Origin of the sequence: Bartonella tribocorum (genome assembly GCF_002777915.1) — a bacterium.
GTDB lineage: Bacteria > Pseudomonadota > Alphaproteobacteria > Rhizobiales > Rhizobiaceae > Bartonella > Bartonella tribocorum_A.
Genome location: NZ_NJGE01000005.1, coordinates 36144 through 57408 on the forward strand (window position 1 = coordinate 36144; position 21265 = coordinate 57408).

17 protein-coding genes are annotated in these 21265 nt (G+C 37.4%); 6 read left to right on the top strand and 11 right to left on the bottom strand.

Going from position 1 to position 21265, the window contains the following annotated elements; genetic code table 11:
* Nucleotides 1-18 precede the first annotated feature (18 nt).
* Nucleotides 19-807, bottom strand: a complete 789-nt coding sequence (locus CER18_RS03195) for a tRNA1(Val) (adenine(37)-N6)-methyltransferase (protein ID WP_100128662.1) — start codon at nucleotides 805-807, stop codon at nucleotides 19-21.
* Between the two features lie 49 nt (nucleotides 808-856).
* Nucleotides 857-985 (bottom strand): hypothetical protein, encoded by a 129-nt coding sequence (locus CER18_RS10675; RefSeq protein WP_280951563.1) that lies wholly within the window; start codon nucleotides 983-985, stop codon nucleotides 857-859.
* Between the two features lie 15 nt (nucleotides 986-1000).
* On the opposite strand from CER18_RS10675, the gene CER18_RS03200 reads away from it, so the two are divergent.
* The 4 genes from CER18_RS03200 (at nucleotide 1001) to glyS (ending at nucleotide 7140) form a co-directional block, all read left to right on the top strand.
* On the top strand, nucleotides 1001-2077 hold the full coding sequence (locus tag CER18_RS03200) for a polyprenyl synthetase family protein (RefSeq protein ID WP_100128663.1): 1077 nt from the start codon (nucleotides 1001-1003) through the stop codon (nucleotides 2075-2077).
* 94 nt (nucleotides 2078-2171) lie between these two features.
* Nucleotides 2172-3869, top strand: coding sequence for a tetratricopeptide repeat protein (locus CER18_RS03205; RefSeq protein ID WP_100128664.1), 1698 nt, complete (start codon nucleotides 2172-2174; stop codon nucleotides 3867-3869).
* Between the two features lie 107 nt (nucleotides 3870-3976).
* A complete protein-coding gene (locus CER18_RS03210; RefSeq protein WP_100128665.1) occupies nucleotides 3977-4918 on the top strand; it encodes a glycine--tRNA ligase subunit alpha in 942 nt (313 codons plus the stop codon).
* Nucleotides 4918-7140: a glycine--tRNA ligase subunit beta gene (gene glyS, locus CER18_RS03215; RefSeq protein WP_100128666.1), complete on the top strand. Its 2223-nt coding sequence runs from the start codon at nucleotides 4918-4920 to the stop codon at nucleotides 7138-7140. Before CER18_RS03210 ends, glyS begins: the two co-directional genes overlap by 1 nt.
* An 889-nt stretch (nucleotides 7141-8029) precedes the next feature.
* Here the strand turns inward: glyS and CER18_RS03220 are convergent.
* The 8 genes from CER18_RS03220 to CER18_RS03255 all read right to left on the bottom strand — a co-directional run bounded on the left by CER18_RS03220 (nucleotide 8030) and on the right by CER18_RS03255 (nucleotide 15937).
* Nucleotides 8030-8524: a F0F1 ATP synthase subunit B gene (locus CER18_RS03220; RefSeq protein WP_100128667.1), complete on the bottom strand. Its 495-nt coding sequence runs from the start codon at nucleotides 8522-8524 to the stop codon at nucleotides 8030-8032.
* Nucleotides 8525-8535: 11 nt separating this feature from the next.
* Nucleotides 8536-9102: a F0F1 ATP synthase subunit B gene (locus CER18_RS03225; RefSeq protein ID WP_100128668.1), complete on the bottom strand. Its 567-nt coding sequence runs from the start codon at nucleotides 9100-9102 to the stop codon at nucleotides 8536-8538.
* 210 nt (nucleotides 9103-9312) lie between these two features.
* Complete coding sequence (locus tag CER18_RS03230) at nucleotides 9313-9543, bottom strand: F0F1 ATP synthase subunit C (protein WP_012231167.1); 231 nt, start codon at nucleotides 9541-9543, stop codon at nucleotides 9313-9315.
* Nucleotides 9544-9597: 54 nt separating this feature from the next.
* On the bottom strand, nucleotides 9598-10356 hold the full coding sequence (locus tag CER18_RS03235; protein ID WP_100128718.1) for a F0F1 ATP synthase subunit A: 759 nt from the start codon (nucleotides 10354-10356) through the stop codon (nucleotides 9598-9600).
* A 7-nt stretch (nucleotides 10357-10363) separates the two neighbouring features.
* Entirely contained in the window at nucleotides 10364-10798 is a 435-nt protein-coding gene (locus CER18_RS03240; protein ID WP_100128669.1) for an AtpZ/AtpI family protein, read from the bottom strand.
* A 765-nt stretch (nucleotides 10799-11563) separates the two neighbouring features.
* On the bottom strand, nucleotides 11564-12988 hold the full coding sequence (gene der, locus CER18_RS03245; RefSeq protein ID WP_100128670.1) for a ribosome biogenesis GTPase Der: 1425 nt from the start codon (nucleotides 12986-12988) through the stop codon (nucleotides 11564-11566).
* Nucleotides 12989-12992: 4 nt separating this feature from the next.
* A complete protein-coding gene (locus tag CER18_RS03250) occupies nucleotides 12993-13664 on the bottom strand; it encodes a tetratricopeptide repeat protein (protein WP_100128719.1) in 672 nt (223 codons plus the stop codon).
* A gap of 500 nt (nucleotides 13665-14164) precedes the next feature.
* Nucleotides 14165-15937 (bottom strand): SLC13 family permease, encoded by a 1773-nt coding sequence (locus tag CER18_RS03255; protein ID WP_100128671.1) that lies wholly within the window; start codon nucleotides 15935-15937, stop codon nucleotides 14165-14167.
* Nucleotides 15938-16291: 354 nt separating this feature from the next.
* Between CER18_RS03255 and CER18_RS03260 the strand changes: the two genes are divergently transcribed.
* Together CER18_RS03260 and nhaA are read left to right on the top strand one after the other, a co-directional pair.
* Entirely contained in the window at nucleotides 16292-17998 is a 1707-nt protein-coding gene (locus CER18_RS03260; protein ID WP_100128672.1) for a hypothetical protein, read from the top strand.
* A 148-nt stretch (nucleotides 17999-18146) separates the two neighbouring features.
* Nucleotides 18147-19508, top strand: a complete 1362-nt coding sequence (gene nhaA, locus CER18_RS03265) for a Na+/H+ antiporter NhaA (RefSeq protein ID WP_100128673.1) — start codon at nucleotides 18147-18149, stop codon at nucleotides 19506-19508.
* A gap of 568 nt (nucleotides 19509-20076) precedes the next feature.
* Here nhaA and tmk read toward each other — a convergent pair.
* A complete protein-coding gene (gene tmk, locus CER18_RS03270) occupies nucleotides 20077-20736 on the bottom strand; it encodes a dTMP kinase (RefSeq protein ID WP_143242706.1) in 660 nt (219 codons plus the stop codon).
* Between the last annotated feature and the right edge of the window lie 529 nt (nucleotides 20737-21265).

The window sequence follows — 21265 nt, forward strand, 5'->3', positions numbered from 1 at the left end:
GAAAAACACAAGAGATCATTACAAAAGTTCCCACAAGCTTATATATCCATTATTGATTGCATCAATCCGTGGTGAAAAAATATGGTTATTCCCTTCATGTATAACCAATCCCGGTAAAATAGATAAAGCTGCTCTACTCCCCCGTTTTGCATAAAATAAAAGACGAATTGCCGGAGTTGTTGCACGTGCATGAATGGGAATGATACAGATACCACCAAAACGGCCTTTTAAAGCATGCAAGATATCCGTTAGTGATTGTGGACGCGCAATGAGCCCTAAATACCCTCCTGGCTTAACGATGGCTGCCGCACTGCGTAACCAGTTATCAAACATCGCTTCAGGCATAACGTGTGCTTCAGATTTTTGTTTATCAGGTGTCTTACGATCAGTAGAATTATTAAAAGGTGGATTCATAATGGCAAAATCAAAGCTATTATCGATCAAACCCGCTGTTATACGAGCATTCCCTTTGAGGGTAACATCTGCTTCTAGCAAACAAATCCGGCCAGTAAATTGTTTATTTTGCTTTAGCATAAGTGTTTTTTGTGCATAAGATACCATAAAAGATGAGCGTTCAACCAATGTAACATGAACTTGCGGACAACGCGAAGCGACAGCCAACCCTGCTGCTCCAGCCCCTGCCCCTAAATCAACAATCTTGCCTTTTAAATTAGTGGGAACCAAACTGGCTAATAACATAGCATCCATTCCAGAACGATGACCATGTTTATGGGGTTGAACCAAATAAAATTTCCCGCGATGAAAACTGTCTATTGTTTCATCTTTATGATTCGATATTTTATCCATTTAAAAGCCTAATGTTCACTATAAACTGAACTTTTTTATTAATGACTACTTAAATAAAGCTGTTGCCAATTGTTCCTTTATCCCCCATAGAAACAATATTATACAAGCTTTTAAAATATACTCTTGTACATATCATTCCAAGCTTATACTTCAAAGCGCCATCAAAAGCTTGAGTCAAAACAAAACCCCCTTTATGCTAGTCAATAAAATAAAATTTATATGTGTCCATTGCAATATTCTAGGAGTCAACATATTGAGTGCCGTTATCAAACCACAACAAATAAGAAATAATCAAATTTCTCTTCAATCTCTTTTCGATCTTACGCAACAAGACATGGAGCGCGTCAATCAATTTATCCTCTCTATGGCAAAATCAGAAGTTGAGATGATTCCTGAAATTTCCAATTATCTTATTTCATCAGGAGGAAAACGGTTACGCCCAATGATCACATTAGCTGCGGCTCATATGTTTGGTTATCAAAGTGACGGGCATATAAAACTCGCAACAGCCGTTGAATTTATGCACACGGCAACCTTGTTACACGATGATGTGATTGATGAAAGTGATTTACGACGCGGAAAATCTACGGCACGAATGATTTGGGGAAATCAAGCAAGCGTCCTTGTTGGAGATTTCCTGTTAGGACAAGCTTTTAAAATGATGGTTGATGTTGGCTCTATAGAAGCACTCTCTGTCCTAGCAAACGCTGCTGCAATTATTGCTGAAGGAGAAGTTATGCAACTTTCTGCCGCAAAAAATATCAAAACCAGCCCTTCAGACTATCTCAAAATCATCAATGCAAAAACAGCAGCACTTTTTTCAGCAGCGGCTGAAGTAGGCCCCATTGTTGCTGGTTGTGGAAATAAAGAGCGTTCTGCATTACGTGAATATGGAACATCTTTAGGATTAGCTTTCCAATTGATCGATGATGCGCTTGACTATAGTGGTAATGCTCAAAATTTGGGGAAAAATATAGGGGACGATTTTAGGGAAGGAAAGATCACAATGCCTGTTATTCTCGCATATGAGCGGGGGAATATGGGGGAAAAAGCTTTCTGGAAACAAGCACTTGAAGAGGGCAATAACAATAATGAAGCTTTCGTACACGCACAACACTTAATGGAGAGATATAATAGTATCACAGATACCATAGAACAAGCACGCATCTATGGAAAACATGCAATTGATGCTCTTATTCCCATGAATGAAAATCCTGCTTATAATGCTCTGGTTGAGACTGTTGAATTTTGCATTGCACGCGTAAACTGATCCTTTGCAAGAATCGCAGTATTTTTCCAAAAAGTAATGATATATGATTTATAAAAGACACAATTGATTGATTATATTGAAAAGGATTAGCTCCATGTGCTCTGCAACGATATCCCGACTTTTTACCCTCTTTATCGTGGGTATCATGCTGATGCCATCTCCTACCTACAGTAAAATAATAAGTACAGCGACTCATACAAGCTCATTTACAGGTGCCTATTTAGCTGGAAGGGTTGCAAATCACGAAAATAAAACAGATCTTGCTATCAATTATTTTAAACAGGCACTCATTTATCAACCTGATAACATTGAAACACAAAAAGAGCTCCTTGAAGCTATGCTCTTGGTTGGAGACTTTAAAGAAGCTGTGCAACAAGCCAAAAAGCTTAAAGAGAAAAATGTTATAACTCCCTTTGTTTCCTTAACATTGTCAATAGAAAGTCTCATCAAAAGAGATTATAAAAATGCCAAGCTTCTTCTGCAATTAAAAGAACCTCCGGCAGCCAATAACCCAATACCTGAACTCATCGGAGCTTGGATTACATTTGGATCTGGACAAAAATCTCAAGCAATTTCTGAACTTAAGAAGCTCAAAGGTCCTGTCTGGTATGAGCTTTTTATATCTTATCATCTAGCGCTTATGAGCGACCTTGCAGAACGACCACAGGATGCAAAAAAATATTTTATTAAAGCACTGAGTAATAAACAAGGAACTCTTATCGCCCCTAATACCTATGAACGTATTATTACAGCCTATGCCTCATTCCAATTACGCCATAATATGCGCAACCAAGCTCTTCAGACAATCCAGCATGGCGAACAAATGTTGTCAGGTCGAGAAGTGCTTAAAAACTTTCGAGAAAAAATTGAAAAAAATTCTTTCTTAGAGAGGTTGATTAAAACACCTCAACAAGGAGCAGCTGAGGTGTTGTATAATTTTGGAACAACCCTCAACCACAAAAACTCAGGGCGCATTGCACGTATTTTCAAGCAATTATCTTTCGCCTTATATCCCCAAAATGACGCAACACTGTTTCAGCTAGCACACATTTCTGCTAAATTGGACGATCCCCATCAAGCAATGAAACTTTATCGCGCTTTATCCCCTCAATCTCCTTATTATAAAGATGGACAACTTCATCTTGCATTCCTTCTTGCCAATAACAACAATTACAAAGAAGCAATAAAATTACTCACATTATTAAATAAAAAATTTCCCAATGATCGTAACATTTTGATAACGCTTGTTGCCTTTTATATGCAGGATCATCAATTTCTTGAAGCGACTAAAACTTTAGACCATGCTATTGCCCAGATAAAAAACTTTCAGCAGGACGATTGGAAACTTTTTTATCAACGTGGTATTGCTTTTGAACGTCTAAAACAGTGGACAAAAGCAGAAATTGACTTGCGAAAATCGCTTGAATTTTTCCCAAACCAACCGCAGGTTCTGAATTATTTAGCCTATTCCCTTGTAGAACGAGGTGAGAAGCTTGAAGAATCGCTCCATATGCTGCAAAAAGCTTCTGCTTTGCAAGCTCACAACAGTCATATTCTCGATTCTTTAGGATGGGCTTATTATAAACTAAAAGAATACAACAAAGCAGTCCAAATATTGGAAAATGCTGTCAGATTACAACCTGAAGACCCAACACTGAATGATCATTTAGGGGATGCCTATTGGAAAGTTGGACGTAAACGTGAAGCAATATTTCAATGGAACCACGCAATTGACGGAAAACCAGAAAATTCTAAACAAATTCAAAAAAAATTGAAATTTGGTTTGCAATAAACAATGCTTAACCGTAAACCACATAAAATAATAAACAAAGGGACTAAAATTTCTTTGGTCGCTGTCTGTGTCGTTCGATATTTTTCGATATTTAAAGAGTATAAAGCGTGAAACTACCTGAGTATCTTAACCCCAAACGTTCTTTTCAAGGACTAATCTTAACTTTGCAAAATTATTGGGCCCACTATGGATGTGCGATTTTGCAACCTTACGATATGGAAGTCGGAGCTGGAACTTTTCATCCAGCAACAACGCTACGCTCTCTAGGTCCACGGCCTTGGAAAGTTGCCTATGTCCAACCCTCTCGGCGTCCAACAGATGGCCGATATGGTAAGAATCCAAATCGTTTACAACATTATTATCAATTTCAAGTGCTTCTCAAACCTTCTCCGCCCAATCTACAAGAACTTTATATAAAGTCGCTACAAGCTATCGGGCTTGATACAAGACTGCATGATATTCGTTTTGTTGAAGATGACTGGGAAAGCCCAACCCTTGGCGCTTGGGGACTTGGATGGGAATGTTGGTGCGATGGAATGGAAATCTCTCAATTCACTTATTTTCAACAAGTTTGCGGCATTGAGTGTGCTCCTGTTTCAGGAGAGCTCACATATGGTCTTGAGCGTCTAGCGATGTATATCCAAGGGGTTGATAATGTCTATGATCTTAACTTTAATGGCTTGGAGGATGAAAACAAGATAAGTTATAGAGATATTTTTCTACAGGCAGAACAGGAATATTCGTATTATAATTTCGAATTTGCTGATACAAAATTGCTCCACCAGCATTTTATTGATGCCGAACGCGAATGCAACGCACTTCTTGATGCTGGAAAACCCAATAAAGAAAAAACATTCCATCACTGTGTTTTTCCTGCCTATGACCAATGTATTAAAGCGAGCCATATCTTTAATCTTTTGCAAGCACGTGGCGTTATTTCTGTAACTGAACGACAAAATTATATTCTTCGCGTTCGTGATCTCGCGCGCCGTTGTGGGGAAGCCTTCTTACTCACAGAAGCTGGACAAATATATACTGGAGAAGCCTAATGTCTGATCTTCTTCTTGAACTTTTCAGTGAAGAAATCCCTGCACGTATGCAACGAAAAGCTGCTGCTGACCTTAAAAAAGCTGTTACAGATCAACTTGTGAATGCTGGATTGACCTATAAAGCTGCTCGTGAATATTGGACACCACGTCGACTAACATTGGATATACGCGGACTTTCTATCCGCTCAAAAGATATCCATGAGGAACGAAAAGGACCCAGTACAAAATCTCCACAGCATGCCATTGATGGTTTTCTACGTGCAACGGGTCTCAACGATATTTCTGAAGCACATATTAGACATGATGATAAAAAAGGTGATTTTTATATTGCTAAAATTGTAAAAAAAGGCCGTGCTGCAGAAGAAATTATTGCCGATATTTTACCAGATATTATCCGCAACTTTCCGTGGACAAAATCTATGCGTTGGGGAAAAGATTCAGCAAAAAGTGGTGCTCTAAAGTGGATTCGACCTTTACAAAATATTCTTTGCATCTTCGGACCAGAAATTGGTGAAACACATGTTGTTCCGTTTACAATTGGTTCTCTTGAAAGTAACAATCTCACTTATGGTCATCGTTTCTTAAGTGACGGAAAACCATTTCAAGTGCGCCGCTTTGATGATTATGTAACGCAACTTGAAACCCATAAAGTCATTCTGGATGCTGAAAGACGAAAGAATATTATTTTAGCGGATGCCCAAAATCTTTGCTTTGCAAACGGTTTAGAACTTGTTCAAGATGATGCACTCCTAGAAGAGGTCGCTGGTCTTGTTGAATGGCCTGTTACCCTTATGGGTGATTTTGAAAAATCATTCCTTGATATTCCTCCAGAAATTATTCGCTTGACCATTCGAGCCAATCAAAAATGTTTTGTCACTCGCAAACAAGGAGAAAAAGTAAAACTTTCTCATCATTTTATTCTTGTTTCTAATATTCTTGCAAATGATGAAGGCAAAGAAATTTCGAAAGGAAATAGTAAGGTTGTCCGTGCCCGTCTTTCTGATGCACTCTATTTTTGGCAAACAGATCAGCGTGATTTGCCCGATATTCAGCAATTGGAAGCTTCTATAAAAAAATTTGATCTTGATATAAAGAAACCTCTCGATCAAAGAATGGCGCGACTTGATCATTTGAATGTAACTTTTCACGCTAAATTAGGCACGCAAGGTGCAAGAGTAGAACGCATCGCTACACTCGCACAAAAAATTGCACCTTTAATGCAAGCAGATCCTTTCTTAGCAAAACGTGCAGCAATCCTTGCAAAAGCTGATTTGCAAACAGAAATTGTCGGAGAGTTTCCTGAACTACAAGGGGTTATGGGGCAAAAATACGCCCTTCTTCAAGGGGAAGATCCTCGCGTAGCTGTAGCAATTGAAGAGCATTATAAACCTCAAGGTCCAACGGATCGCCTTCCGCAAGAACCACTTGCTATAACCATTATGCTTGCTGACAAAATTGACATGCTGGTTGGCTTTTGGCTCATTAATGAAAAACCAACCGGATCGAAAGATCCCTATGCGTTAAGACGAGCAGCCTTAGGAATTATTAGACTTGTGCTTTCGCGAGACTGGAAAATCAATCTTATGCCACTGTTTCAGTTGGCAACAAATCTTTTCGTAGAACAAAAAAATAAATATGAAACCTCTCAAAGAGAAAATCCACAATTGCAGAATCCTCTTCTAGAAAACACAGAGGTTATTTTATCAGATCTGTTATTCTTTTTTCATGACCGTTTAAAAATTCATCTAAAAGAGGAAGGAGCTCGCTACGATGCCCTTGAAGCCGTTTTAAACAAAGATTCTGATGATTTTTTATTGGTTGCACGTCATGTCGAATCTCTTATCGCTTTTATCAATACCTGTGATGGAATGAGCTTTGTAGCCTCGGTGAAACGTACGGCCAATATTCTTGAAAACGAATGTCAAAAAAATCCAACAATAGCGAATGAAATTAATCCTGAGCTCTTTATTGAGAAAGAAGAACAGCAGCTCTATCATGCAATCTGTGAAGTAGAAAAAAAGGTTCTTGCGCCCATTAATGCAACAAATTTATCATTTTCATTCGGTATTCTAGCGCCACTTGGAAAATTGATTGATCTATTTTTTGAAAAGGTATTGGTGAACGATAAAAATCTCGATGTTCGTGCTAACCGCCTTGCTCTTCTCAAACGCACTCACACGATTACACAAACAGTTGCAGACTTTTCAAAACTTGTCCTTTAAAATTAAAATGTCCTATTAACTGATAAAAATAATAAAGATAACTTTTTTATGGCTTTTATTGATGAATATTTCAAGACATTATAAGGAGCTCTACCGTGAGATTTGATCTAACTTTAAATGTCGTCAATGACACTTTAATATCGTAAGTTTTTCTCACCACAACTCTCCTCTCTCTTATTACAACAATTAAAAGCAGTCCTCTGAATACCACAAATCGAGTTAGTGAGTGAACATATTGAGGAAAAGAGTAAAGGCGCTCCTCATGAACGGTGCCAAGTGCTATTGTAAAATTAGAAGAATTGGCCAAGTAATATAGGCTCTATCGATCTGAACTTTTATTAGACAGAAAGATGGTCACGCTCTGTAGATTTTATATACTTTACAGGGAAGTGCTATTTTTCACAGATGTCGTCGTAAAATGAAAAATTATTGATTTATAATGACCAACTTATCGCTTTCCCGTATTCAATGAGAATATAGAATAAAAATCTCTGACTTTAAATTCTCTTATCATGAATAATAACCGTCTTCAGATGATGGCGATAGATAAGAGAAATTAACATACAGATAAAAAGATTTCTTGAAAAATGAGCACTGTGTTTTCTATAAAACCGCTAAACATAAAAGCAGTTGCTCAATACAAAAATCGTCACAATATCTTAACTGAGACCCCAGTAACAGTGCCCACCTATTTCTTCATAAAATAAAGACAATGACACGCCTCATTACAATCTTCATGAATAAAATCAAAAAACGAATCTAAGCCAGATAATACGGCTCTCTAAACTCAATGCATAACCAATTAGCATCACAACGTAATAGATTAAAACCTTCAATATTGAAAAAAATTATGCACCTAAAGAAGCAGTTTTTTATCTCTAAAATGCCATTAATTAAGATGTGTTTTCATTTTGCTCAATGATTCTCTCGAAAGAGCTTCTTTAACGAGTTCATCTGCCCCATTAGAATCTAATTCCTTTGCAATAAGAATACGTGCCGTAGAAATTGCCAAATCGATCGCCGATGAAGAAACCATGCGTATTGCATCCGCTTCTGCCTGAGCGATTTTTTGCTCTGCCAATTTATTGCGATTTTTTACATATTCTTCTGCTTTTGTACGCGCCTCAGCAATCACAGATTCAACCTCATGCTTTGCTGCTGCAATAATTTCTTGCGCATCTTTTTCCGCTTCCGCGTGTTTGCGTTGATATTCAGCTAATATCTCCTGTGCCTCTTCACGGAGACGCAGAGCCTCATCCAACTCATCCTTGATACGCTTTGCGCGTGCATCAAGATGGTGTATAATCTTCTGTGGAATTTGGAAATAGACTAAAAGAGCCAAAAAAAGAACTAATCCAACAAAAGCCCAAAAGGTATCACTCATCTTTGTCTTCCTCAATAATCCGCAGTCTTAACAACTGAACGAACAACCTCTCTGCTGATATCAACATCAATCAATTTTTTCACAACCTCAAGAGCGACTTCTTCAGCGATAGAGCCAACACTTTGCATCGCTTTATCCCGAATTTTTGCTATCTGTTTTTCAGCATCTGCAAGTTTTTTCTCTAAACGCTCTTCAATTTCCTTCCGTTCAAGCTCAGCCTTTTCTTTTAATTTTTCACCCGCTGCTTGTGCTATCGTATGCGCTTTCAAACGTGCTTCTGCTAATTCCCGCTCATAAGTTTCAACAACAGCGTCTGCTTCCTGCTTCATGCGCATTGCTTGATCTAAATCAGATGCAATTCGATCTCGACGTGTTTCAATAACACCACCAATACGCGGCGCAATCACACGAGAGATAAACAGATAAAAAAGTCCGAAAGAAATTGCCAACCAGAAAAAATGCGAACTAAAATGAACAAAATCAAAAGGTGGAAACACACGATTTACATGCTCTGCCACTTTCTTGATATGTTCTATCGACGTTTCAGTGTTCTGTGCATAAGCGCTGGAAACAAACATCTTCTTTCATCCTTTAAATAGCTTAAGCCCTCTATAAGCGATGATAACTAACGAACATTTATACCCGCTTATACCTTTTATACACTCGGATTTTCCTGCCAAATAACGATAAAGTCATCGCCCTCAAATTTATCAACGAATTTCTTAATTGAGAGCTAAAAGGGTAAATCTTTCCTCATAGCGAGAACAAACATACCCTTTTGATGATGATTAAACCCCAAAAAGAAGTAATAAAGCAATGAGCAATGAAAAAATACCCAAAGCTTCTGTCACAGCAAAACCAAAGACGAGACGTCCAAACTGGCTATCTGCTGCTGATGGATTACGTAATGCACCAGAAAGATAGCTCCCAAAAATATTACCAAGCCCTAAAGCTGTTCCAGCCATACCAAAGCAAGCAAGACCAGCACCAATATATTTTGCTGCAAGCACTATTTCCATATTATTCTCCTTTAAAGCGAAATTGCACTATTCGACGGGAAACCGCCAATTCTATTAATGTCCTGGATGAATTGCATCATTAAGATACATACACGTTAAAACTGTAAAGACGTAAGCCTGAAGAAATGCAACCAAAAACTCAAGAGCTGTAATTGCCACAGTCATCATAAGAGGCAAAACCGAACCACCAATGCCTACGATTCCTGCCCCAATCATCGAAACAACAAATCCTGCAAACACTTTGAGCGTAATATGACCAGCAAGCATATTCGCAAAAAGACGAAGAGAAAGACTGATGGGGCGGGAGAGAAAAGAAATAATCTCAATCATTGTCACGAGAGGCAAAACTACGACAGGAACCCCACTGGGAACGAACAGTTTCAAAAAACGGACCCCATGCTTATAAAAGCCATAACCAACCACCGTTAAAATAACCACCATTGCCAACGAAAACGTGATCATGATCTGAGAGGTCACCGTATAAAAATAGGGGAAAAGACCAATAAAGTTAGCAACCAAAATAAAAGTAAACAGAGAAAAAACTAAAGGGAAAAACTGCATTCCCTGCACACCAGACGATTCCCGCAGAGTCGACGCTACAAATTCATAGGCCATTTCTGAAAGAGACTGCATCCGCGTTGGAACTAATCCACGACTTGATGATGAAATAAAGAGAAAAACGGAGGTTATAACAACCGTAACGACTGTAAATAATGATACATTTGTAAATGATAAATCCATATTTCCTATGGAAATCTTAATCAGCCGTGAAACCTCAAACTGATGAATAGGATCTGGAGCGTGCCCTGTCACTTTAACCTCATTTATCGGACCTCTCATGGTCCCCTTTATTTTGTTCATCTTGGCGCAATACGCCTTTTTGCCCTAATTGACTGGAGGAAACATATCCCACAGACCGAAGAATACTCAATACACCAGCAGCAAATCCAAGAAAGAGAAAGAACACCAATCCCCACGGCCATGAACCTGCTAACTTATCAAACCCCACTCCCAAAATAATACCAACGATAACACTTGCTAGAAACTCACTGGAAAGCTTAATTGCATCCGCCATCCTTCCTTGTGACTTTTTCCGCCTATCCTTATGCTCCTGCCTTCTTAACGCTTGTTTGCGCCCTAAAGCTACGCTTAAGTTCTTACTACGACATTCCAAATCCTCTGAATGAAAACATTCCCTTTGCTTTTTCTCTTCAGACTCTTTGCGGCTTACAACGGGTTCTTCGCCCATCGCCATCATTGGCTCCTTCATCAAAAAGCAAAGTAAAAATACATCTCATAAAACCGTGTGCATCATATTGTTCCGGAATTTATTCGTCAAGACACTAAAAGAAATCTATCACAAATTATCGTATAAATTTTATCGCTCAAATAACGTATTTTTCAATTCGCATGCTGTGTTAAAAAGATATTTCTTAAAATCCCTAAACCGATTTCACAACATCACCCCCAAATACATAAAAACTTCCGTGAATAATATAAAACTCTTAAGTTCACCATCTTTATGCTTATGAAGAGATAAGCTGGCACCATTATACACTTTATTAACTCCAATATTGTAACAGCTCTCGTCTTGAAAAAAGCATAAAAGGTATCTCCTTTCTTCAAGCGTTTTTACTCACACATTAAACCTGCTTATGATGGCAAGGACATTATTTTAATTAATTCAATATGAACATGTTTGAAATATTAAAGAATCTTACGATTTTCGATGTTCTTGATTCAATATAAAAAAAGATAATGTATAATTTTTCGTCTTAAAATAAGAACTCTGATAAGATACTCTTGTATATTTATAGTGAAGTAATCAAAACTGTTTTTGTATATCACAAAAAGGGGTGCTATGTGCTTAAAGATGATTGAAAAAATTGCTTTTTATGAAAAAGAAGAAATTTGCTTGTTCAAGTTATCATTTCATTTCCAATATTTAGAACGCTATAAATCATGAAAAGGTTTATTTTTAAGGTTCTGTAGATTTCATTCACTTTAAACTAAAAAGGTATCATTTCTTTTGAGAGCGTGTTGCAAAAGGATTATCAGAAGCTCGTAACGATAGACGCACTGGTACACCAGACATATCAAATGATTCACGTAATCCATTGACAAGATAACGCAAATACGACTGAGGCATGACTTTAGGACGCGAGCAAGAAATCATAAATCCAGGAGGACGTGTTTTCACCTGTGTGATATATTTAACCTTAAGGCGACGCCCTGAAACCGCAGGTGGTGGATGATGTGCCACAACAGTTTCAAGCCATTGGTTCAATTTAGACGTAGAAACGCGACGATTCCATACACGGTGCATAGTCGTGATATTTTCCATGAGTTTATCAATTCCTTGACCATATTGTCCCGATAAAGGAATAGCTCTCAAACCACGCACTTGTGGAAGAAATCGTGCACATTTTTCATGCAAATCAATCAATGTGACCTGACTATTTTCAATAAGGTCCCATTTATTGAAAGCAATAACTGGAACACGCCCTTCACGAATCACAAGATCAGCAATTTGTAAATCCTGCTTTTCAAAAGGCATCGTTGCATCAAAAACAATGACCACCACTTCTGCAAAACGAATGGCACGCAAAGTATCTGCAACAGATAGCTTTTCTAATTTTTCTTGAATTTTTGATTTTCGACGTAAACCTGCTGTATCAAAAAGTTTAATATGGCGACCACGCCATTCCCAATCGACAGAAATAGAATCGCGTGTTAATCCTGCTTCTGGTCCTGTTAACAACCGGTCTTGCTTCAACATACTATTGATAAGAGTGGATTTCCCTGTATTGGGACGCCCCGCAATGGCAATCCGAATAGGCTTACTTTCATCGTAAATAAGCCCCTCTTCTTCCAAATTGTTTACATCATCACCAGCGGTTGCAGGTTGTATCGCTATATCTTCTTCTTTGTTGTTACTAAAAGCGCGCTCTGCCCCAACAGCGTCTATAATGGCATCCCGAAGATCACTAAGTCCCAAACCATGTTCAGCCGATATTGGGCACGGCTCTCCCAAACCTAATGACCACGCCTCATACTCTCCCCCTGTTGCCACTTTTGACTCAGACTTATTAGCAACGAGTACAATTGGTTTTCCTGATTTGCGAACCAGTGAAGCAAAATTTAAATCACTGGGTGTTATTCCACTCTTTGCATCAAATACGAATAAAATAAGATCTGCCTCATCAATCGCAGCTTTTGTCTGAGAACGCATACGCCCCTCAAGGGTATGATCTCCTGCTTCTTCCAACCCAGCCGTATCAATCACATCAAAACGTAGATCTTGAAGTTTTGCCGCATGAATACGCCGATCACGTGTTACACCGGGTTTATCATCAACCAAAGCCAACTTTTTCCCAACCAAACGATTAAAAAGTGTTGATTTCCCAACATTGGGACGACCAACGATAGCAATGGTGAGGCTCATCGATTTATTCCTTATTTGCCTTGCCTTCAGCTTGCATAAGCTCAAGCATCATTCGAGCCCTACCTGTTACGTTTGATCCTAGCGCACCTTCTGCAGAAATTTTCTGAAAATAGTCAACGGCCTCATCAATCTTCTCCGCTTTATAGGCAGCTAAGCCCAAAGCCTCTCGTGCAGACATACGCATAGGATCAATATCACTTGCCATGTCTTTGACGCGCTTTTTGACATCATCCAAGGTTCCTGTATCAACTAAAATATAGGCTGCTCGAATTTTTGCAACTTTCCGCAAAATTTGGGGCGCTTTCTCATCCGCTGCAACAGAATCAAAGATCTCCACCGACTTGATAAGATCACCTTGCTCCATGAGTAGAGACGCCTCCCGCAAACGGGCGAGAAAAGGATATCCTCCAAAATGAGAGTCTTTAACATTCCCCAATTGCTTTATCGCCTTATCAAAATGACGTGTATCCGCAAGATCAAGACTCTTTACAAATGCATCACCAACATAGCTGGCTTTCTTTATTTGCGCATGATGATAAATTTGATAAATAATTATCATAAGAATGAAAAGAAGAGCGGCCCCAATCATTGAAAAGCCATAACGTCTCCAAAAAGCAAGCGCCTTTTCCTGACGAAACTCTGCATTAACTTCAGCAATAAAACTATCATACGACATATAACATACCTTGTAAAAAAATTTACTTTCTACACTTTTACGCATAAATGAACAAAGATGGTAGCCCTCATTTACGAAAAATCTTTAAGCCTCTCTGTTTATTCATTTCAAAGCAACATGTATCCTAATCGATGTGGCTTTTGCAACTGGAACGATTAAAAACGATGCAAATATCCTTTTTCTTGACATAACAATTTTTATATAACTTGAATTTATAAAAAAGATCACGATCTTAATATCATGTATGCTTGTTAAAACCATTCTTTCCTCATGAATGTATACCAAAGACAATCTTTTAAAGCCCTTAAAAACAACAGGGTCCTTATCTTCAGTTGTAGAATGGCATTAAACATGCAAACTCTTTACAAAAAACGACAGCTAAACTTCTCTTTCCCCACAGGCTTTAAGTAAATTTTTTTAGACAAAGTATATCCCTTCAACTTAATCTTCATAAGATTAACAACCTTTTGTAATCAATACTTAAAGCTTCTAAAAATATCCTATTGTAATGGCCAAACCCACATAAGCATGGGAACAGCAACAATAACGATCAATACCGCCAATGGAGCCCCCAAACGTGGATAATCACTAAAACGATATCCTCCCGGCGCCATCACAAGCATATTGCTTTGATGTCCAATAGGTGTAAGGAATTCACAACCCGCACCAATTGCAACGGCCATCAAAAAAGCTTCAGGCTTATAATGAAGAGAATGAGCAAAACTTGACGCGATGGGTGCAACCATCATAACCGTTGCTGCATTATTCAAAAATGGCGTGACCAACATGGCTGTCACCAACATCAGTGCTAAAGCACCAGATGGCGGGAAAAATATTGCCAGTTGGCTCAGCCATTGACCAATGAGATCCGTACATCCCGTTCTCTCTAACGCTTCACTCACTGGAATAAGAGCGGCTAAGAGGACTAATATCGGGCCATCTAATGCCTGATACAAATCACGCGCGGGCAAAACACGAAAGATAACCATTGCAGCGGCAGCAGAAAAGAAAGAAAAAGCCACTGGAACAATATGAAAAGCTGTAAAAATAATGGCTACAAATAAAATGGCTAAAGATACAAAACCATGTCGTAAATTTCCAAACACAATATTTCGTTTTGCTAGAGGCAAACATTTCAATTCCCTTAGTAAATTTGGAATAACCGCATCCTGTCCTTGTAAAACAATCACATCTCCAAGATGAAAAATAATATCTTTAAGTCTTCCCCGTACCCTTTCATGTTGACGACTTAACGCAAGCAAATTAACGTTATAGTGATCAAATAGGGAAAACTCTTTCGCACTAATGCCAATAAGAGGCGAGTTATGCGTAATGACTGCTTCAATAATATCAATGTCACTGTCCTTGTCCCCTGTAGCAAGCGTTTTCTCCTTAGAAAACTCTAAACGAGCAGAATTCATCACACTATCTATTCCTGTATGCGATCCTTCTAGCAAAACAATATCGTTTTCAGACAAAACAAAATCTGGTAGTGGCGAAATAGATACTTTGTTTCTAATGATTTGAATCACCATAACATCACCGCTTGATGGCTTAACTAAATCAACGATACTTTTCCCCACAATCGGTGAATTTATGGGAATATGTACTTCTGCAACATAATTACGAATATCAATGGCATCATCAAATGATCCACCCGAACGCACACGCACAGGCAAAAGCCAATAAAAAAAGACCAAATATAAAACACCAACTGTCGCAATAACCGCACCAACTGGTGTAAAATCAAACATGGTAAAAGGTGTTCCTGCTAAACGCTCTTGCATCGCTGAAATAACAACATTGGGAGATGTTCCTATCTGTGTCATAAGCCCCCCCAACAAAGAACCAAAAGCCATGGGCATCAAAAAGACAGAAGGAGAAACCTGAGAACGACGAGCAAATTGAAAAGCGATCGGAAGCATAATTGCCAAAGCACCAATATTTTTAACAAACATTGATAACACGACAACAGAAAGAACCAAAAAAGCTAATTGAAGGCGTACAGATTTCACATCTGGCCATATCCGCTGAATAATGAATTCCATTATACCAGAGCGTGATACAGCTGTACTGACAACAAATACACTTCCCACGATAATAACAATATCATTACTAAAACCGCTAAAAGCCTCCTTTGGACTGACAAGACCAAGAACACACGCTATTAATAATGTACAAATAGCGACAAGATCATAACGAAATCGATCCCAAATAAAAATAACCATCATGAGACCAATGATCGAAAAGGCCATTATTTGATTTTCTGTCATAACACTCACCTCTCCCCATCAAATTATCACGAACAAAAACATATCTTTATATGTTTTAAATATTCCTATAAACAGCAGCAAGATAAAAGCAGACATAAGAATATTTTATGATAATTTAAAGTGATAAAAAATGTGATGCGCATAAATTTACCTTTCCTTCATTATGCATGTTTTTCTATAATGTGTTGTATCCAAAGAAAATCAATAAAAGTTGATAAAGCGATATTGCAAAAAAGATGAGAATAACTCTAATATAAAGGGGAAATGACTGTTGAAACTGGTACACGCTATATTTTAACCTTTGTCGTTGCTTAAAAGAGTTTATCTTCACTCTCAATTCAAAGAGTGATAAAAATGGAAGAAAAAAGAATGGTCAAGCTTAATAGTGGGTATCAAAGTCACCTAAAATATTGGCTCACTTGCATTATTGGATTTATTGCTATCCTAGCAATTATAGCTGTTGGTGGATTTTATATCGCAAAACCCTATCTTGACAGTTTTGTCAAACAAGAGATAGCCCGTCGTGCCATAAAAGCAGAAACAGCTGAAGTCAGTATTCTAGGTAAAGTTAATTTGAAGAATGTTACACTCCCCGTGTCAGCTGGTACATCACTTAAAATTGGTGCCATTTCTGCCCGTCCTCCTCTTTCTTTTATTCCTGGAGCTTTTACATTTTATAATGTGGATTTAAAGCATAACAACATTCATGTAAGAATCCCCCAAATTTCTCTTAAAAGTGTATCCTTAAAAGACAAAGATAGAACAATTACATCACGTCTTTTACAATCAATGATGCGTATTGAACTTGCTTCAATGAGTGCTCCCAATATACAACTTTCTATAGAAAATAAAAATAAACAAGCAGAAACAGTTGAAGTCAAGAATTTTCAGCTTTTTGATTTTAAAAAAGGGCATATTCGTTCCGTTAGTATCAAAAATATGGATCTCAAAACGGTTGCTGTCAATGGTGATAAACAGATGCAGCTGATGGCTAAAAGTGATACAATAAAAGCTCAAGATATCGACATCAATTATGCCTATTCTATAATTTTCGGAAAAAATAATGCTCTCAGTCAAGGAAAAACCGTTACTGGCCCTATTTCTCTGAACAATATAAGTATCGATATCTTTGAAGAAGCAGAAAAAAATAGCTCTTTCTCTCTCGCCCAATTTAAAACATCCGGTCTAAAGATGAAACCGCTTGAACAAACGCCTGAAAAATTGGTCAAAGCTTATCTTAATGCAAGAAAAGAGAAGAATAAAGCCGCAGAAAAAATAGCACAAAATGGTCTCCTTCTCAACATACTGCTCGCCATTACCTCAGCAGATGCCAAAATTGATAATGTCACCGTTGATATTCCATCATTGAAAGCAACTCTCGAATCATTCCAATTTAAACCAAGCTTGTGGAAATACCCTATCCCCAAAAAACTTTTTCTTTCTTTCAATAACCTTTCGGTTTTACCCAAAAAAATGAATGAAAAAGACTTAGAACTCTTTAAACAGATGGGGTTTGAACAAATCGATTTTTCAGGAAAGCTTGATATTTCTTACGATGAAAAAAAACGCATGCTCTTTCTTGATACAATGTCTTTCAATATGAAAGATGTTGGATCTGGGAATATATCGGCTAAGGTTATTGATGTTGATGAAAAGCTTTTTTCTGGTCAACAAAATGTCATGATTGTTGCTTCTCAAAATCTTGGCATCAATGAAATTGATATACGATATGGAGATGCAGGTTTCATTGATAAGCTTTTTTCTTATCTTGCGAAAAACCTTAATGACAACCAACATGATCTTAAAAAAGAGCTCTATGACGATTTCTATTTAATGATGACGCAAACCCCCAAAATACTGCTCAAAAATCATGACGAAGCAGAAAAAATTTCAAAATCTCTAGGTGAATTTGCTAAAAATCCCAAAACATTGATCGTTAAAATTAAAGCAAAAGATAATAAAGGGCTCACAATGGTTGATCTCGAATCCGCTCTACAAAATGATCTATCCAAGGTGTTAAGCAAAGTAGACCTCGCTATTAAAAATGAAGCATTACCTTAAACATTTTGGGCTTTCAACATGATGATCTTGTCTATAAATCAAGAACTTTATTCCTCTTTTTGCTTTTATATGATACAGAAAACATCATTATAGTGTCACTTACACAGAAAATATAGAATCATAAAATTGTCGATAGTTGGAGTTGTTCATGTCTGATTTATCTTCAAATCGCTTGCCTAATCGCGCTTCTCGTCTCACCAATCAAGCGCTTTCTGCTATCGAGCGTTTTCTCCATATTGAAGCTCTTAGTGGCATTATCCTTTTATTAGCTGCTGCTTCTGCACTCATTTTTGCCAATTCTCAATATTCTGCTGTCTATGAATCTTTTTGGCATACACCTCTTGGTTTTAATTTGGGTCATTTTACGCTTTCATGGGATTTACATTTCTGGGTTAATGATGCTCTGATGACTATTTTCTTTCTCGTCGCAGGAATGGAAATTCGACGTGAAATTCATGAAGGTGCTCTTGCTGATTTTAAACAAGCAATTTTACCAATTGTTGCTGCAATAGGGGGCGTTTGTGCCCCTGCGATTATTTATTTCATCTTCAACTTTAACGAGGGACATATCCATGGTTGGGCTGTGCCAACAGCAACAGATATTGCCTTTGCTCTTGGTATTCTGGCGCTTCTTGGAAAAAAAATTCCTTCTAATCTTCATGTCATTCTTCTCTCATTAGCGATTATTGATGATATTATCGCTGTTCTTATTATTGCTTTTTTCTACTCAACAAACATTGATCCTAGTGGTCTATTGATTGCAGGGGGAGGTATTGCTCTGGTACTCTTTTTTCAATGGATCGGGTTTGCATCAGCATGGCTTTACATTTTACCTGGTGCAATCATCTGGTGGGGGTTGATGGTAACAGGCGTTCATCCCTCACTTGCTGGTGTAATCTTAGGTATGATGACGCCCGTTTTTCCTACACGCACTCTTGTAGCGCCACTCACCATGCTTAGCAACGCTATGCAAATTCTCCAAGAAAAAAACACAAAAACAGATCTCCATCATATTTCAACTGCATTGAAAAAAATGCGTAAAGGGCAAAGGGCCATGATTGCTCCCGTAACACGTGTTCAAAAAGCATTACATCCGTGGGTTGCGTACGGTATCATGCCCATTTTTGCCTTTGCAAATGCTGGTGTTAGTTTTGCAAACTTTGACCTTTCTTCTGGCAAATCATTCTTAATTGTTCTTGGTGTTGTCATTGGTCTTTTCGTTGGTAAGCCCCTTGGCATTATCACTGCCAGTTATTTAGCCGTGAAATCAGGACTATGCCGCCTTCCTCCTCAAATGACATGGGCCGGCATTTTACTCATTGGATTCTTAGCAGGAATTGGCTTTACAATGTCTATCTTTGTTTCAATGCTTGCTTTTAAGGATATTATCCTTCTTGATGCTGCCAAAATTGGGGTGCTTTGTGGTTCTGGTTTATCTGCTCTTATCGGTCTTGGATATGGATTTATTTATATTAAGCGCAACAAAGAAATTTCTCATAGTTCCAAATAAAACCAAACAATCATTTGCTTTGTTGGGCTGATCTTTTAACATAACCAAGATTTTACCGACAGTCCTTGAAATGGGAATACTGTTTATTAAGGTATTTTTATCTTATGTTCTTTCTGGTTAAAGAAACAATTTGAAAATCCCCATAAAGACGTTAAGAACTGTTTTTTTCCTCATTTATCAGAGATAAGAATATTAAACCTCAAAAAGAGTTGCTATTATTGCCTCCGTCTTTAGCTTATTCCTCTACTCAAATATATTTGTGCATATCTCTACGGGTCGTTCTTATTCGTCATATGAGTATCTCAAGAGAATGAAAATATCATTATCACAAAAGACAATTGATAATCTTTTTGAAGAGCTCTCTTCTTCCAAACTTTTCAAAACAATCCGTTGCAGTTTAATGATCACCTGTCGTTTTATTAAAATACTAAGATATATAATATTTTTCCAAAATTCTTAAATTATTGTGATCAGACCTTTAAAACTCTCGATGTAAAATCTAAACTAAGTCATAAAAGAGAATAGAGCATAGATAAATTTTTCAATAATATTCATAAATGGGTGTATTTTATTCATAGTCAAAACAAGCCTTGTCGATATAGTATCGTATTTGATTATGAATTGAAGAAATAGAGGCGGTTYCATCAATGACAATAAATCGTTCGTCTATTTCTGATAAAAGTTGATAGACTTCATAAACTTTTTCAATAAATGAGAGTTTTTCTTCGTATTTTAAAACTGGACCATCCCTTTTTTGCAATCGTTCGATAATAGCAGCAGGCGGCAAATGAAGATAAAATGTGATATGAGGTCTTGGAATAGATTGATTCAATTTAATCACACTTTCAAGAGAGAGTCCTCGAGCGTAGAAATAGGCAAGACTAGAATAAACATATCGATCGCTAATTAATAAATTTTGCGATGAAGTTAAAGAGGGCTCGATAATTTCAAGCGTATGTTTTCGTCTATCTGTCGCGGCAAAAAGCGCTAAAAGCAATGGATCAATTGATTTTCCACTCTCTAAATAATCTCTAACCTCTTGATTATTTCTATACCAATGACTGGGTTGAAAAGTTTGTATGATATGTTTTTCTTGTGAATAATGGCGAGAAATCTCTTGTACTTGAGTGGTCTTTCCACTCCCATCAAATCTGCATAGAGCAACAAAAGAACCAGCATATTGCTTCGAAGACCACATGGAATTATAAATATCTTTCTTAAGATACACTTTCTCTCCATTCATATAATTTACGTCATTTTACATCTAAAATCTTCTTGTCTAGAAATAAGGCACTTTATCTCTTGAAATCAGAGGTATGATATCAAGAACATTCTCCCCTTCAGCGTGAGAGCTTGAAATTTTTATAAATTATTTACTGCTAGGATAACATTTTTAATTTTTAGCCAACTAAAAAGCAAATTCTGTAAGCTCTATGATGTTGACTCTGAAGTATAAATCCCCCTTTCATAACAGATACATGGTGCGTTCTTCTACTCTTCCAAAACACCTGTTGTAAACAATTCTCCTTCCTCTTTATCTTATCACTAAACAATTTTATGTTGTTTCTTAAATAGTTTTCATTCCTAATGCCAATCGTATTTTTATATGCAAGAAAACAGTCTTTTGCTTCATCATAAGAAAATCTTCAATGAAAAAATTTCACTGTATTAACTATTCTTATTTACATTAATAAGTGCGCGTTATGCTTATAAAGCAAATCACTCATACATATTAAAACTTTATGTTCTTGAAATTG